Here is a 14,151-nt window from a genome sequence, read left to right as displayed (position 1 = left end):
TTGCTAGGCTAAACGCCTCGCTCGGTTTCATCCCTCGGATAAATCGCGAGGGCTTTCACCATTGCTTATCCTGTAAGAATTTGACCGATTAGTATTCTGTCTGTGCCATTTCCTTATTCTTTGTAATCTGTGTTTTTGTCAAGACCTTGTAATAATTTTTATCCTAACTTTAACAAAATACTTATGTCCGAGGGGAGGTTGGGCGTGACATAAAAATCGGAACTTATACAATGTTTTACCAAGATTTAAAGAGTCTAGCGGCGTTAAGATAAATTTTGCTTACACCACAACCACAATAAATACTATACCCCAAAATCGCACAAGCCTCTCACAATCGCCAGAACCCTTTAAAATTCGTTAATTATTTCGTCAACGGCGTAAAAAACGAGCGATTATGAGGTTTTGTTAAGAATTTCCACTGATTTAAATATTCAAACCTTTTTTGGGGAAAGAATAGTTCCAATTATCAAAACGGGATAAATTTAGCCGAAAAAATAAGAGGAACGCTAAGAAAATGTCAGTAGCGAAGGATACAGAATGGGGAATCGGGTATGTCGTGAAGAGTCGGAGTTATCTGTTGGGGGACGATTATATTGATTCGCGATTGCGGGAAATGGTGCAGCCGTTATCGGTGGAGGCACAGGATTATGCCGTTTTACCGCCATCCCATGAGCAGATTGTGGCGCAAATTGGGGCAACTTGGGTCGAGTCATCTAGGACATTGTTGCCTGTGGTATGGTTATCGGGGGTGGATGGGTTAAGTAAAAGTGCGATCGCGGCAGCGGTTTGTCGTCAGTTGAATTTGAACCTCCATCGCTTATCTGTAGCAGCGCTAACGTTTCAGGGGGGAAGTCTGAATTTAGTTAAGCAGTTGTGTGAACGGGAATGGCTATTGAGTCATTCGGTGCTATTCCTGGATGGGGATGAGATGGATGAGGGGATGAACTCTGGGTTATCCGAATTTATCGATACGATTAATCTGCCCCTGATTGTTAGTAGTCGAGAACCTGGGCGACAACGAATGCGATCGCTAATTACCTGGGAGGTGCAGCCACCCACACCGGAGGAACAGAAGGTGATTTGGCAAGGGGCTTTAGGGGAGAAAGCCGTGCATCTGGAGGCGGAGATTGAAGCCTTGGTGTCTCAGTTTCAACTGAGTGTCAGGGATATTTATACGGTATGTATCCAAGCACAAACGAGTCTGGAGGAGGACATCGCCAACAAAGAAGCCGCCACAGCCACCCCTGCACCTGAACCCGTAGAGGAAACCAAACCCACCCGCAAACGCCGAGTAACAAGGCATACCGATACCGAAACCCCACCGCCGAAACCTGTCACCTTAGATGTAGCAAAAAGTCCCCTGTGGGAAATTTGCCGCACCCAAGCCCGTCCCCAGTTGCAGGACTTGGCAGTGCGGATAGAGACAACAGCGGAATGGGAGGATTTAATTTTACCGGAGAAAGAGAAGGGGATGCTGCGGGAAATGGTGGTACAGGTGCAGCAACGAGGAAGGGTCTATGAAACCTGGGGATTTGCCCATAAGAATCAGCGGGGATTGGGAATAAATGCCCTATTTGCTGGGATGTCGGGGACTGGGAAAACCCTAGCGGCGGAGGTATTGGGGAATACCTTACGCTTGGATGTCTATCGCATCGATTTGAGTGCGGTGGTGAGTAAGTATATTGGCGAGACGGAGAAGAATCTGCGGCGCATCTTTGATGGCGCGGAAGGAAGTGGGGCGATTTTGCTCTTTGATGAGGCGGATGCGCTGTTTGGCAAACGTTCTGAAGTGAAGGATTCCCATGACCGTCATGCCAATATTGAGGTGAGTTATTTGTTGCAACGGATGGAGACGTATCGGGGATTGGCGATATTGACGACCAATATTCAGACGGCGTTGGATCAGGCGTTTATTCGCCGGATTCGGTTTATTATTAAGTTTCCCTATCCCGGTGCCCAAGAACGAGAGGAAATCTGGCGGCGGGTGTTTCCCCAACAGACACCGACAGAGGGGTTGGATTTTAAGAAGTTGGGACAGTTGAACATGGCAGGGGGGAATATTAAGACGATTGCCATGAATGCGGCGTTTTTAGCGGCGGGTGCTGGGGAAGCGGTGCAGATGAAGCATATTAAGCAGGCGGCGATTCAGGAATGTCTGAAGGTGGAACGTCCGATAGGTCAAGGGGAAATGCAAGGCTGGTGATCGTAGGGGCGCACCGACGTGCGCCCTTTGGCTGATTCGCTTCTTTAGACATTTGGGCACGGCATTGCCGTGCCCCTACAGGTGACGCCTGTGTCACAAAATCTCGGTATTCAAGGTGTATCCAGGTTTCGCGATCGCTCTTTGGTATTCTTGGTATATTTGGGTGATGCGATCGCAGGTTGGTTATAAGGATTCAGGATTTACATACAAACGCCCGATATCGTAGGGGTACGGCATTGCCGTACCCAAAGAGGTAGCGCCCGTGGTACAAAATGGCAAACGCTAGATGGATGTATCCCGGTATTCAAGGTGTATCCAGGTTTCGCGATCGCCCGTTCGTTATTTGGAATACCAGGGTTATCTGGGTACACGTCAGTGCGTCGGCAAAGGGTATTGATAATACGCTTGAGAAAGCCAAAGCAATCCTTCAGCAAGCTGGGGAGGTGACACAGAACCAGATTGAGGCTTTAGAAGATTTTATTCGAGGCGTTTTTAGAGCCCAAACCCAAGACATTGATCCAAATGATCCTGAACGCGATGGTTCGCGTGATAGAAAACTGTCGAATGGAGAGATTCAAGAACTTAAGGATGCTGGAGAAGATATTCATGAACTGAAACGAGATTGTGAGGGTGGGGCGGCTAAATGTGATTTATACAAGGATAGAGACGGAAATATCTATGTGAAACCGAAAGGGGGACGAGGGCCCGGAGATTTTACAGGACTTAATATTAATGATTTTTGAGCTAAAATCCAATCCATAAGGGGATGGAGATAATGGCAAAGACGAATGAAGTATATGCCTATTTCCAATTGTCAGGGGTTGAACTTGATCCTGACCAAATTACGACTCAGGTAGGCATCAAACCCACCAAGACGTGGAAAACAGGTGATGTGGTGGTTTATCCGAATGGCAGGACAACTACCCGAACCCGCAAGTTTAGTGTGTGGGAAGTGAGATCTCAACTGAATCCAGCCGCCGAACTTGACCCGACACAAGCGTTAGATTTACACTTGGAGTCAGTTTTTAGCCAACTCGAAACGGGCTGGGAGTCGTTAGTCCAAGTCTGTTTGCATTACGAGGCGTTAGTCTGTGGTGTCATTTACGCCTATACCGATATCCCCGCGATTCATTTCAATAAAGAGCAAATTAAAAAAATTAGTGATTTAAATGCGGGGATTGATATTGATCTTTATTCGTTTATGGAAAAATTAGCGGATTAGAGTCAGGGGTTTAGGGTCAATGGTTATGCCCTATACCTCCAGATTCCCCCGCCTCTCCTAGCCCGGAGTTGTCGTTAAAGTTCATTCAATCCCATTCACCCCAATATCCCATGGAAACTCATCAACCCCTCCACCAAGCCAAAAAATCGGATATCCTACCCGTTGTGGCGCCAATCAAATCTCGTCCCTTTGTCGCCCAACCCAAAATTGAGTCAACTCGCAGTAATGAGGAACAATTGGCACAGATGCGGGCGCAACGAGAAGCATCGGAACGCTTAGGTTCCACCTTATTATCCCCCGAATCGGTTCCCCGCACATTGCCACCCCTGCAACCAAAACTCACGATTGGACAACCGAATGATCAGTATGAACAGGAAGCCGATAGGGTAGCGCGTCAGGTGGTGGATCATATTAATGCGCCGCCGAAGATTCAAGCTAAGGAAACCCATCAGCCAATGTTGTCGGTGGGGGAGAGGAAGCCCTCAATATTGGATCATCTCCCGGCGCAGAGGGTGCAGCGTCAGGCGACTGGGGGACAGATGGATGCGTCGCCAGATTTGGAATCGTCAATTCAACGGGCAAAGGGAGGCGGACAACCGTTAGGAGATGGGATTCGGGAACGGATGGAAGGGGCGTTTGGGGCGGATTTTAGTGGGGTGCGGGTGCATACGGATGGGACGTCGGATCAGTTGAATCAGTCGATTCAGGCGAAGGCGTTTACCACAGGACAAGATGTGTTCTTTCGCAAAGGGGCATACAATCCGGGGAGTCGGGGGGGACAGGAGTTGTTGGCGCATGAGTTGACTCATGTGGTGCAGCAGAAGGGGGGAAAAGTTCAGAGACAGACATACACACCGATAGCTATCGGACAGAACAAACCACATATCCAAAAAACAGATAAGTTTTGTCTCCAAAGGGCGGATGAGCAAGATATAAAGCGATCAGTATTGGAATACAAGTCATTGAGGGAGAACATTGAGACTGCCCTTAAAGAGAATAATCTACATACGTTCAATGAATGTCTCAATACGTGTTCGCAACAAAGCAACACAACTAGAGGATAAGAGTTACAGACACCAAAATGGACCGTGGCCGCATAATACTAATGCTCGATATTATCAGAAACTCGCCCCTGTCGAACAAGCCTCAGGCGATGCCGAAGTGAAGGTACTGTCTGATGTGACTGCATTGATAGCAGCAAAAGAGAAAGACGCATACAGCAAAGGCGCTACCATGCAAGGGACTGTGGTTTTGTTTACGAACAAAGGTCCATGTCGCTCCTGTAGAACGGTAATCCAACTATTCCGTACACACCATCCGGGCTTGAGAGTGATCGTCCGATATATGCAGACTGATGCTCAGGAAAGTAACACAGGAAATAGCAAAGTTGGCGGCTCTTTGGGATATCAGGATGCACAAAAGAAGGGGAAATGGTGGGAAAAGAAATTTATCCCTCTTCTGTCAGACTCCGAAAAATAGGGGTCAAACCCTGATTCCCTCGTTAGGTGTCGTTGGCTGTAATGACGGAATTTCGTCAGAATTTCGGAAAGTGACAGAAGAGGGTTATGCCTGTGCTCAAAATTCACCACTAGGGCAGTCGAAATAGGTTATCCTTTTTACCGCTATTTTCAGAGCAGCGACTCGCTCCTACACCCTACGTCAGATAACGTGATGAATAGAAATATCCCCTATCCGTTCATCCGTTACATCCGCTACCCAATCCGTTGCCAATGTTTAGTCCAACCGTAGCGAAGCTCTATCTATAGGCGGACACATTTTCCCATGGTAAAAGTATATCAGAATAAATTAGCGCGATCGCTGTTTGGGTTGGGATGAATGGAGAAAGTGCGATCGCTGTTTGAGTTGGGGTGAAGGGAGAGGGTGCGATCGCTCTTTGAGTTGGGATGAGGGGAGAGAGTGCGATCGCTCTTTGGGTTGGATTGAGGAGAGAAAGTGCGATCGCCTATCAAGTTACATGATAAGCCGTAATAGCAACTGCGCCATCTGGACTATAAATTGCTTCTATTCGCCTGAAACTTGCGTGAACCCACCAAACTTTAATCCGATTCCCTTTAGCTGGAGCAGTACCCATCTTACTATATCCGGCAGCAATTAAAAGTGCTTCAAATTCAGGAGTTGGCAGAATTTTCACCGTGATTTTGGCAATGCCATCCAGATCATGCTGATCAAGGGTCATAGCTACCTTGATAGGTACTATAGATCCGATACCCAGGTAGAACCAGTGCTATACCCCACCAACTATGAATAATTCCAGGATAGGTTTCTTCCGGTTCACTCCCACCTAACCTAATTTTCAGATCACCTAGCCAAAGATAAAATCCTGGAACGAGACTATCTAAGCTGTAAGCGATCGCTTGCAATTGAGAATCGGATTGTTGCCTAGGTTGAACTGACTTTTTTTCATCCGAGTGAGACGTTGACATAAACAGAATTTGAAGTGATGAGTATAGAGTCTATAGGCTGGCACATTTTCCCATGATGAAATAGTACCTAAAAAATTAGCCAAAGTCAAGCCTCTATCGTAATAAATAGGTAAAAAAAGAAGTGCGATCGCCTGTCGGTCGAATTGAGGATAAACAGAGCGCGATCGCAGCCGCATTCCTTACAAGTCAATCCTTAGGCGATACCAACGGGTTTGCTACGCTAACGCCAATTCTGTATCATGAAATACAACCCCTTCAGAGGTACAAAACCAAACGTAAACCCTGATCAACCGCCTCCTGGATATCATCCGATAAAGAACCCACTCGTTCTGAGAGAAAAGCCTTATCAATCGTTACTACTTGGGACACGTTAACCACTGAATCACGAGGTAAACCTGTTGCTTTTCGAGGTAAAAGAACATTCCCAGGTGCTTGTGCTAAGTCCAGATTTGAGGTAATTACAACCACAATTACCGTTTGAATCAAGCTTTGATTGAAAGCATTATCTTGTACAATTAGCACAGGGCGACGGTATCCGGGTTCAGAACCCGTTGGTTCAGGTAAACTTGCCCACCAAATTTCACCTCGATACACTACCACTCCTCGTGAGGTAAACAGGCGAATTGTAACTGAGTCATCACAGGGTCTATAGATGAGGGGTGTTTGCCATAGACTTGATTGAGTGTCTCTGTCACATCGGGTTTCTCATGATAGGTAACATAAGCCTGCAACGCCCTAGTATACAACTCGCTGCGTGATAAGCCTAGACGTTTAGACATTGCTTCGGCTGCCTCAAAAATCGGATCTGGGATAGAAACGGCAGTTTTCATAAAAGCTTACAGTTAGCTAAGAATCTGATAACTTTTAGCATTTTAGCTTATGGATTTGAAGGGATCGGCATTGAGTCTTATAGGCTGGCACATTTTCCTATGATGAAATAGTACCTAAAAAAATAGCCAAAGTCAAGCCTCTTTCGTATAAATGGGTAAAAATAGAAGTGCGATCGCCCCATCAATTGGTTCGCCGAACAGTTTCAATCAGCGTTATATTAGCTGCGATCGCGTAATCGCTTTCGTTCAGATAACCGCTCATCACCATTCAATTGCAGTAATTTCACCGTTGTCCGTCCTTCGGGTGTTAATCCATCAATACCCGCCTCCTCACTCACAAAATGTTCAGACCATTTCTGTTTGCGGGGATTAAATAGAAAACTAAATTCTCCAGTGTCCGGGTCATAAGAGCCAAGGTCAGTTCCTTTATGACGATTACAACGCCAACAGGTCAATGCGAGATTATCCGCATCGGTTTTACCCCCATGTTTTTCAGGAATTACATGGTCAATTTCGTGGGGAAAGAAGGACACCGAATTAGGAACCAAGCAATACTTGCATCTGTAATTAGCTCGTTCTTCCACCAGGCGACGTAGTGCAGCCGGAATATAGGTACGACTCATGCAGTCCCCGTCAAATGACCTAGACTACCAGCTTTGAGCATCACGATTAGATGTTCGATGCGTTCATACTCATCAAGTTCTTGTTGTTCTGGGAGCGTAATTTCTCCGGCTTGGCTGCGTGCTAACAAAGTTTGCAGTCTTATTTGCATTTCCGGAGTCGGACGGAACGCCAGAATTTCTTCTGGCGTGGGTTGGCTTGCCAGGAAGTTAAGAATATAGTGATAAATACGAGCTGGAAGTGGTGGTTGCTGGAGACTAAGTGCCAGAAGTTCTGGCAACCGATCACCAACCTGTGCCAGTTGTTCTCTTAACTCGTCAGGTACTTCAAGGGTAATTTTTGCCACGTTGTTATCCAAGAAGTTTGATTGACAATCGAATACATATTACCATTATAAATGTATACCATAAAAATTGTGCGATCGCATTAGGTTTAGAATAAAGTGCGATCGCCTGTCCTAGAATTGATGATAAACAGAGCGCGATCGCACCCGCATTCCTTACAAGTCAACCCTTAGACGATACCAACGGTTAAGCTACGCTAACGCAAATTCAGTATATTGTCTAACATGAGGTGGATGAAACGCTAAAACAATCTCCTCTCGTGTAATTCCTTTGTGCAATAACTCTGTCGCCACTCCATCCTCTGTCCAATCTTCCTCAATCCAAATTTTGTTATCTTTTAAACGGATATGAATCATCACACTTTTAATCCGCTCATCCTTGTGCCATCCCATCAACAGCAAAAGGTACTGATCGTTTACCTGATCAAAGGCTAAAGCACTTTCAGTTGTCGAACCCGATTTTTCATTGAGTTGATGATATTCTGCTAAAACATCTTGGATGATTTGCCGATAATGCTTTAATCTATCCATTCCACAATACCCTCACTTTCTGGATCAACGATTAACAATTTCACTTGATTCCGATTGATAATCATCTGAGGTAACTGGCGTTGGAAATAACGTTTATAGGTTCTTTCACGGATTTATAGAAACGGTAGCGGTGGGGGGTGAAAGGTTAGTCCCACTGATTTCACGGAGGCGTTAGTCCTCAATTGCCAGAAGATGTAAGACTTGTCGGGAAATTATTACGTCCTCTGTGTCAATCTGTGTGCTTCACGCTTTGTGTCTTCTTAGGAGTGCCATCCAATCGGTGTAATCTATGTTTTTGAAGTGATCAGGAAAGATTCCCTCTGACATCCAAGAACTTGCCGATAGATGTTACGAGTTACTCAAAACTTGATCCTCGATATCCCTCACTACATTTGAAGAAAGTCGGTCGGTTTTGGTCGGTTAGAATCGGTTTACACTACAGAGCGATTGCAGTCGAACAGGATAATGATCTAGTTTGGTTTTGGATCGGAACACACGCCGCATAAGACAAACTATTAGGCTCAAAGTAGCGATCGCCGTAACACGCTCTTTCACTGATTTATAGAAACGGTAGCGGTAGGGGGTGAAAGATTAATCGCACGCTCTTTCACAGAGGCGTTAGTTCTCAATAGCCAGAAGATGTAAGAATTGTCGGGATATTATTAAGTCCTCTGTGTTAATCTGTGTCCTTCACTATTGAATCTTCTCTTTAGTGTCATTCAATCCGTGTAATCTGTGTTTTTGAAGTGATGAGGAAAGAGTCTATAGGCGGGCATCTTTTCCCATGATGAAATAGTACCTAAAAAATTAGCCAAAGTCAAGCCTCTATCGTATAAATGGGTAAAAATAGAAGTGCGATCGCGCTAGGGTTGGGTTAACGAGAAAGAGTGGGATCACCCAAGGAACGAAAAAGTTTAAGCCCAAATCGCTTAAACTACTGCAGTAGTCATCAATTTTACTGACACAGACTTGCCTAAAGAAGAACTTCGTCAACAAATTACCAAAATTGCCAATCGCTTCCAGATATTTCAATGCCAACAGTACGCTGAGGCAATCAAGCAATTTCTCATCGAACAAAGAATTCCTGGCAAACAAATTAAATTATATACAGGGAGTGCAGAAGATCCCTACGGGAATATCTATCATGAAATCCTCCAACAGACTATTGCCACCAATGGTCAACGGGTCTTCCGTACTTATGGTGATAAGCAAACCTGATTATTCTTGGAAACTTTCTGGGGCAAGGCTTTCAAAACAATCTTTTTAGGGAAGCTATCACTAATATAGGGTTTTCCACCACAAGTACGGGAGAGCCGAATTTGTGGAATTTAAAAATTGGATTAAGAAAAAATTTAACATTAGCACAGGACAATCCTGGGATAATATAATCCTCTTTTATTCTGAAGATGAAAGAACCGCGCTCAATAAATTTTTTGAGTTATTTCAAGAATTTACCCAAGAATCAGAGGAAAATGGCAAACATAAATCCACCGAAGAGCAAGTGGAATCGCCAATCTTGTAGTCGCGTAGCACCCCGAAGCCAAATAGGTGAGCATTACATATTACAGAAGGAAAGAAACCGTAGGGGCGCACCGACGTGCATCCGTGTCAACTTAAGCCACAACCCTTACCAATTATTGTTTCGAGCCGTTCGACACAAACTGAGGCGTGTTGCTTGCTCTCTAAGCTATTACAGGAGAAAGACCAATCCGCAAGAGCATTCTCTTGCTCCCCCTGCTTCCCCAGTGGGATTTTTCCAAGGGTTAAGATACAATTTGAGCGCTGGAGTGACTTAAATTGTAAAAAATGATAATCATTGGCAGACAAAATCGATTGAACCCCCGGGACACCTCAAAGCCAACGGAACCGATGCTAGGATGGCGCTAGATTGCCAAGTTTCCAGCATCGGAATTTTACTGAGAATGAAGCTTGGCTTCATCCATCCGGCAAATTTTGATCCCAAGCCCTAAAATAAGCAAGAAGTAATGGCGGCTTGTGGTTTAATTGAGGAGTTCAAGTGTCAAATTCTATCCCAAAGCACGAAGATCCATCAAGTCAGTTGAATTCGGAGGCAGTGACGGAACAACCAACCCAGTCTGCCTCAGATGATCAGATTCAACCAGACTCCCAGACTAAACCTTTATCACGGTTGGGTCTGTTGACACAATGCCGACGGGGCGCAACGGTGACAATGAATGGGATCAAGGGAATTTCTAGTACCCTAGTTAAATCATTCACAGGACCCGATCCCGTCTATCGTCAGCGCAAATTCTGGGTGGGGATAGGAATGGTGGGGATCAGCGGCGGTGCGATCGCTTTCGGTTTAAGCTGGCAAGCCCTAGAAGAAAGTTTACCAGAGTCCACCGATGATGTGCTGACCTATATCCGGGATGAAACAATTACCATAAAAGCAGCCGATGGTACGATCCTCCAGCAAATAGGACCTGCTACCCACGACAATCTGAAAATATGGGAAATCCCAGAAACGCTCAAGCAAGCTTTTATTTCGATTGAAGACCAACGCTTTGAAAACCATAGCGGACTGGATTACCAAGGGATTATCCGGGCGGCGTTCTCGAATCTGTTAGCCAGAGATGTGGTAGAAGGTGGCAGTACGATTACCCAGCAGTTGGCGCGGATTGTCTATTTCGATCAGGAACGCACCCTAGGGCGCAAGCTCAAAGAAATGCGGATGGCGCAAAAAATTGAGCGGGATTTGGAGAAAGATCAAATCTTGGAGCGCTATTTAAATCTGGTGTATTTGGGTTCTGGGGCGTATGGCGTCGCGGATGCGGCTTGGGTGTACTTTAGTAAACCCGTCACAGAATTGACCTTAGCGGAAATGGCAACCCTAGCAGCCTTACCACCCGCACCGAGCGAGTATTCCCCCTTTATTAACAAAAAAATAGCCCAAGAGCGTCGGAATGTGGTGCTGCGGCGGATGCAGAAAAATGGATATATTACTGAGGGGGAAGCAGACGCCGCGATCGCGACTCCCCTGAGGACAACGCGCAGCAATCCCAAGCGGTTAGACCGACAGGCGTCTTATTTTACTGAATATATTCAACAGGAACTACCCAAATATGTTCCCTCAGATGTCTTGGGTAAAAAGGGATTGATTGTGGAAACAACCCTTAATCCTCAGTGGCAAATGGCAGCAGAAGCAGCAGTGGAAGAGACAATAGAAACCTATGGCAAATACCAACGGTTTGAACAAGCGGCATTAGTGGCAATTGATCCGCGTAACGGTCAAATTAAAGCCATGGTAGGGGGCAAGGATTTCTTTGATCAACAATTTAACCGCGTGACCCAGGCACAACGTCAACCGGGTTCGACATTTAAAACATTTGTTTACACAACCGCGATCGCAGCGGGTTTTTCTCCCTATCAAAGTTATGAGGATGCCCCCTTTGTTGTTGATGGCTATGAACCGAAGAACTATAGCGAAACATTTCGCGGTTGGATGTCGATTCGGGATGCTCTCACCCATTCGGTTAACATTGTGGCGGTTAAAACCTTAATTAAAGTGGGTTGGGACCCGGTGGTGGAAATTGCTGAAAAAATGGGTATTGAATCAACCCTCAACAAAACCTATTCCCTGGCATTGGGCGCCTCAGAAGTGAATTTAATGGAGTTGACCAGCGCTTATGGTACCTTAGCAACTCTTGGCGTACAGGTCCAACCCCATGGGATTCGCCGCATCCTGGATCGACAGGGTAAGGTGATTTATCGAGAACAGATCCAAAGAGAGCAAGCCATTGACGAAGACACCGCCGCGATCATGACGTGGATGCTCCGCAATGTGGTCACCTCCGGCACAGGTGGGAACGCTCAACTGCGCGATCGCGCCGTAGCGGGCAAAACAGGCACTTCAGACGAAGCCCGTGATCTTTGGTTCATCGGGTACATTCCCCAACTGGTTACCGGTGTCTGGCTCGGCAATGATGACAATAAACCCACTTGGGGAGCCAGTAGCACAGCCGCGATTACCTGGCGTGAGTTTATGGAAGAAGCCGTCGAAAATATGAGGGAGGAAGACTTTCCAGATCGACCCGACAAATTAGATGGTCGAGAAGGGACTATTGAAGCTAAGCCGATCAAGCCGAAAAAAACCTATACCAAGAAATCCAATACCACAAACCAGACTAGCTCCAGAAGCAGGCGGACAACCCGCAGCGCTTCTACTTACAACAGCCGATCAACCTCTCGTTCTACCAGCCGTAGTTATTCCCCAAGACGTTCAACCAATACCAATAGTGGAAGCAGTCGCAGCAGCACCAGGAGCCAACCTGCACCCGCCCGTTCCTCCCGTCCCCAAGCCCCGGTTCGCAGCACAGCGCCCAGCAACCCACCACCCAGACGCTCCGCACCCGCACCCAGACCCGCTCAGCCAGCCCCAGCCCCAGCCCCAGCCCCAGCCCCAGCTCAACCAGCGGCGGTTTCGGCTCCCCCGGTCGAGCGCAATACTGTCCCAGCGCCTGTAGCACCGCCCCCAGCGCCTCCCGCCTCGCGCAAAGCTGCACCTGAACCAGCTCCAGCGGCGCCTCCACCTGCGCCAGTCGCTGCTCCTCCCGCGTCTGAGGAATAAAGTTTTGACCCAACGCCTTGCTCAATGGCATGATTTTGAATACTCCCTCCCCCCTGATTCCCCGGCTCCCCTGGGAGTGTAATTCGGTCTCAGGGGTGATAGATACGTCTGTCAAGTTTTGATAGGATAACCGAAATAGGATAAGGAGTGAATCTATGAATTTATTAATGGAAGCAGCAGCGGCTCAAGGGTCTCAATTTCCTTTCTCGTTTACATTGGTCTATGTTGTCGGCTTTATTGCTGCTGTAGTGCTTGGCTCTATCGCCTGGTATAACTCTAAGCGTCCAGTCGGTTGGGAAAATAAGGAACGTCCTGACATTGTACCCAAGGTTGATAAAGAGGCTGCGAGTCCACCGAAAAAAGGCTAAACTCTAGATTGGGAGGAATTCCTAGATAATCAAATCTTTTATAGGACGGAGGGATTGAACGCAAAGATGTATCGGATAATACACAAGTTCGAGAATCTCTCCCCCGCTCCCCTACACCCATCACTCTGGAAGCACCGCATGCTCATTATTTCGCAAACGCCTCAGTAACCAATCAAATCGGGCTTGGGCAAGAGGTACATTATCAACGACTTCTTGGGATAGTTCTTCCGTCTCACTATCGTCTTTGAGCCAATCAGTTGTAGCATAACCCAGATATCGAACCGTACCCCGCAGTCGAGTAGACAGAAAAATGGCGATCGCGCGATAGAAGCGTGAGGCAAATCCTTGGTCTTTTTGGAGTTTTTCCAACAGATGATGGCGAGGAATCGATAATATGAGAGAGGTTTCCACAGTTTGAACGGTAGCAGAGGGAGGACGAGTATCCGCGAAGGACATTTCCCCCACAACCGCACCACTGGTTAATCGAGCGATTGTCTTGCCTTGCAACGCTGAAACGGATACCGACAACGTTCCCTCCAGCAGAATCAGGAGAGTATTGATGGGTTTGCCTTCCTCAATCAGGACGGTTCCGGCGGCAACTTCCTCTCGGTTTCCCACCGCGATCATCCAATCCATGTCATCATCATTAAGTTCACCCAGTAAAAAAAATACTTTTTTCATTTTCGTCATTTTTCATTTTCGTCATTTTTCATTTGTCCGGCGATGGGTGAAAACCTGCCAGATTGGTTAAAATTATAGCTTTTGCCAAAAGCGCGATCGCTCCCCCTGGGGTTGTCTGCCAGAATTTCCTGTTGAGGGAAACGTTAGCCCCCATAGACCCGTCTTGCCCGATCATAGACCGATTTAGGGGAAACATGACATTATACCGAAACTCAAGCGCCGTCATTTTCTACAATTAACGCCGTTCAATAACCCTGCCCTACTTCGTGAGGACAGGGATTGCCGGACAAACGGCGATTTAAACCGTTGAATACCGCACC

The 14,151-nt window shown here is 46.6% G+C and carries 19 protein-coding genes and 2 pseudogenes; 10 read left to right on the top strand and 11 right to left on the bottom strand.

Features of this window, described 5'->3' with window-relative positions:
- The first annotated feature begins 514 nt into the window (after positions 1-514).
- The 5 genes and pseudogenes from ACLGGO_RS32375 (at position 515) to ACLGGO_RS32355 (ending at position 4,904) form a co-directional block, all read left to right on the top strand.
- The gene (locus ACLGGO_RS32375) at positions 515-2,203 is read left to right on the top strand and encodes an AAA family ATPase (RefSeq protein WP_446422393.1); all 1,689 of its coding nucleotides are present in this window, start codon (positions 515-517) and stop codon (positions 2,201-2,203) included.
- A 272-nt stretch (positions 2,204-2,475) separates the two neighbouring features.
- The gene (locus ACLGGO_RS32370; protein WP_446422392.1) at positions 2,476-2,946 is read left to right on the top strand and encodes a polymorphic toxin type 33 domain-containing protein; all 471 of its coding nucleotides are present in this window, start codon (positions 2,476-2,478) and stop codon (positions 2,944-2,946) included.
- 32 nt (positions 2,947-2,978) lie between these two features.
- Entirely contained in the window at positions 2,979-3,425 is a 447-nt protein-coding gene (locus tag ACLGGO_RS32365; protein ID WP_446335300.1) for a DUF4279 domain-containing protein, read from the top strand.
- Between the two features lie 323 nt (positions 3,426-3,748).
- A pseudogene (locus ACLGGO_RS32360) lies at positions 3,749-4,261 on the top strand (eCIS core domain-containing protein); the annotation flags it as partial.
- A gap of 178 nt (positions 4,262-4,439) precedes the next feature.
- Positions 4,440-4,904: a deaminase domain-containing protein gene (locus ACLGGO_RS32355; protein ID WP_446422391.1), complete on the top strand. Its 465-nt coding sequence runs from the start codon at positions 4,440-4,442 to the stop codon at positions 4,902-4,904.
- 317 nt (positions 4,905-5,221) lie between these two features.
- Here ACLGGO_RS32355 and ACLGGO_RS32350 read toward each other — a convergent pair whose 3' ends face one another.
- From ACLGGO_RS32350 to ACLGGO_RS32310, 9 genes are all read right to left on the bottom strand, one after another.
- Positions 5,222-5,395 (bottom strand): hypothetical protein, encoded by a 174-nt coding sequence (locus ACLGGO_RS32350; protein WP_446422390.1) that lies wholly within the window; start codon positions 5,393-5,395, stop codon positions 5,222-5,224.
- The gene (locus ACLGGO_RS32345) at positions 5,392-5,622 is read right to left on the bottom strand and encodes a hypothetical protein (RefSeq protein ID WP_446422389.1); all 231 of its coding nucleotides are present in this window, start codon (positions 5,620-5,622) and stop codon (positions 5,392-5,394) included. The genes ACLGGO_RS32350 and ACLGGO_RS32345 overlap by 4 nt, the downstream gene beginning before the upstream one ends.
- Entirely contained in the window at positions 5,612-5,869 is a 258-nt protein-coding gene (locus ACLGGO_RS32340) for a hypothetical protein (RefSeq protein ID WP_446370674.1), read from the bottom strand. The genes ACLGGO_RS32345 and ACLGGO_RS32340 overlap by 11 nt, the downstream gene beginning before the upstream one ends.
- A 255-nt stretch (positions 5,870-6,124) precedes the next feature.
- Positions 6,125-6,463: a type II toxin-antitoxin system PemK/MazF family toxin gene (locus tag ACLGGO_RS32335; protein WP_446422388.1), complete on the bottom strand. Its 339-nt coding sequence runs from the start codon at positions 6,461-6,463 to the stop codon at positions 6,125-6,127.
- Positions 6,463-6,699 (bottom strand): ribbon-helix-helix domain-containing protein, encoded by a 237-nt coding sequence (locus ACLGGO_RS32330; RefSeq protein WP_446422387.1) that lies wholly within the window; start codon positions 6,697-6,699, stop codon positions 6,463-6,465. Before ACLGGO_RS32330 ends, ACLGGO_RS32335 begins: the two co-directional genes overlap by 1 nt.
- Positions 6,700-6,917: 218 nt before the next feature.
- A complete protein-coding gene (locus ACLGGO_RS32325) occupies positions 6,918-7,322 on the bottom strand; it encodes an HNH endonuclease (RefSeq protein ID WP_446335298.1) in 405 nt (134 codons plus the stop codon).
- Complete coding sequence (locus tag ACLGGO_RS32320) at positions 7,319-7,666, bottom strand: hypothetical protein (protein ID WP_446335297.1); 348 nt, start codon at positions 7,664-7,666, stop codon at positions 7,319-7,321. The genes ACLGGO_RS32325 and ACLGGO_RS32320 overlap by 4 nt, the downstream gene beginning before the upstream one ends.
- A 189-nt stretch (positions 7,667-7,855) precedes the next feature.
- Positions 7,856-8,194 carry an element excision factor XisI family protein gene (locus ACLGGO_RS32315; protein WP_446422386.1) on the bottom strand — a complete coding sequence of 113 codons (339 nt, stop codon included), beginning with the start codon at positions 8,192-8,194 and terminating at the stop codon, positions 7,856-7,858.
- Positions 8,182-8,307, bottom strand: a complete 126-nt coding sequence (locus ACLGGO_RS32310; RefSeq protein WP_446422395.1) for an element excision factor XisH family protein — start codon at positions 8,305-8,307, stop codon at positions 8,182-8,184. Before ACLGGO_RS32310 ends, ACLGGO_RS32315 begins: the two co-directional genes overlap by 13 nt.
- A 200-nt stretch (positions 8,308-8,507) precedes the next feature.
- Here ACLGGO_RS32310 and ACLGGO_RS32305 point away from each other — a divergent pair.
- From ACLGGO_RS32305 to psb35, 5 genes and pseudogenes are all read left to right on the top strand, one after another.
- Positions 8,508-8,700, top strand: a pseudogene (locus ACLGGO_RS32305) (ParE family toxin-like protein).
- 463 nt (positions 8,701-9,163) lie between these two features.
- Positions 9,164-9,412 (top strand): papain fold toxin domain-containing protein, encoded by a 249-nt coding sequence (locus ACLGGO_RS32300; protein ID WP_446422385.1) that lies wholly within the window; start codon positions 9,164-9,166, stop codon positions 9,410-9,412.
- A 103-nt stretch (positions 9,413-9,515) separates the two neighbouring features.
- Complete coding sequence (locus ACLGGO_RS32295) at positions 9,516-9,716, top strand: hypothetical protein (RefSeq protein ID WP_446422384.1); 201 nt, start codon at positions 9,516-9,518, stop codon at positions 9,714-9,716.
- Positions 9,717-10,385: 669 nt separating this feature from the next.
- Positions 10,386-12,782, top strand: a complete 2,397-nt coding sequence (locus ACLGGO_RS32290; protein ID WP_446422394.1) for a transglycosylase domain-containing protein — start codon at positions 10,386-10,388, stop codon at positions 12,780-12,782.
- Between the two features lie 155 nt (positions 12,783-12,937).
- Positions 12,938-13,150 carry a photosystem II assembly protein Psb35 gene (gene psb35 / locus ACLGGO_RS32285; protein ID WP_446335292.1) on the top strand — a complete coding sequence of 71 codons (213 nt, stop codon included), beginning with the start codon at positions 12,938-12,940 and terminating at the stop codon, positions 13,148-13,150.
- Positions 13,151-13,270: 120 nt separating this feature from the next.
- Here the strand turns inward: psb35 and ACLGGO_RS32280 are convergent, their stop codons facing one another.
- Both ACLGGO_RS32280 and ACLGGO_RS32275 read right to left on the bottom strand, forming a co-directional pair.
- Positions 13,271-13,831 carry a cyclic nucleotide-binding domain-containing protein gene (locus ACLGGO_RS32280; protein ID WP_446335303.1) on the bottom strand — a complete coding sequence of 187 codons (561 nt, stop codon included), beginning with the start codon at positions 13,829-13,831 and terminating at the stop codon, positions 13,271-13,273.
- 28 nt (positions 13,832-13,859) lie between these two features.
- Positions 13,860-14,057: a hypothetical protein gene (locus ACLGGO_RS32275; RefSeq protein ID WP_446422383.1), complete on the bottom strand. Its 198-nt coding sequence runs from the start codon at positions 14,055-14,057 to the stop codon at positions 13,860-13,862.
- Positions 14,058-14,151 lie beyond the last annotated feature (94 nt).

Origin of the sequence: Coleofasciculus sp. (genome assembly GCF_046565525.1) — a bacterium.
Taxonomy (GTDB): domain Bacteria; phylum Cyanobacteriota; class Cyanobacteriia; order Cyanobacteriales; family Coleofasciculaceae; genus Coleofasciculus.
This window is presented reverse-complemented; position numbering and strand designations above follow the sequence as displayed.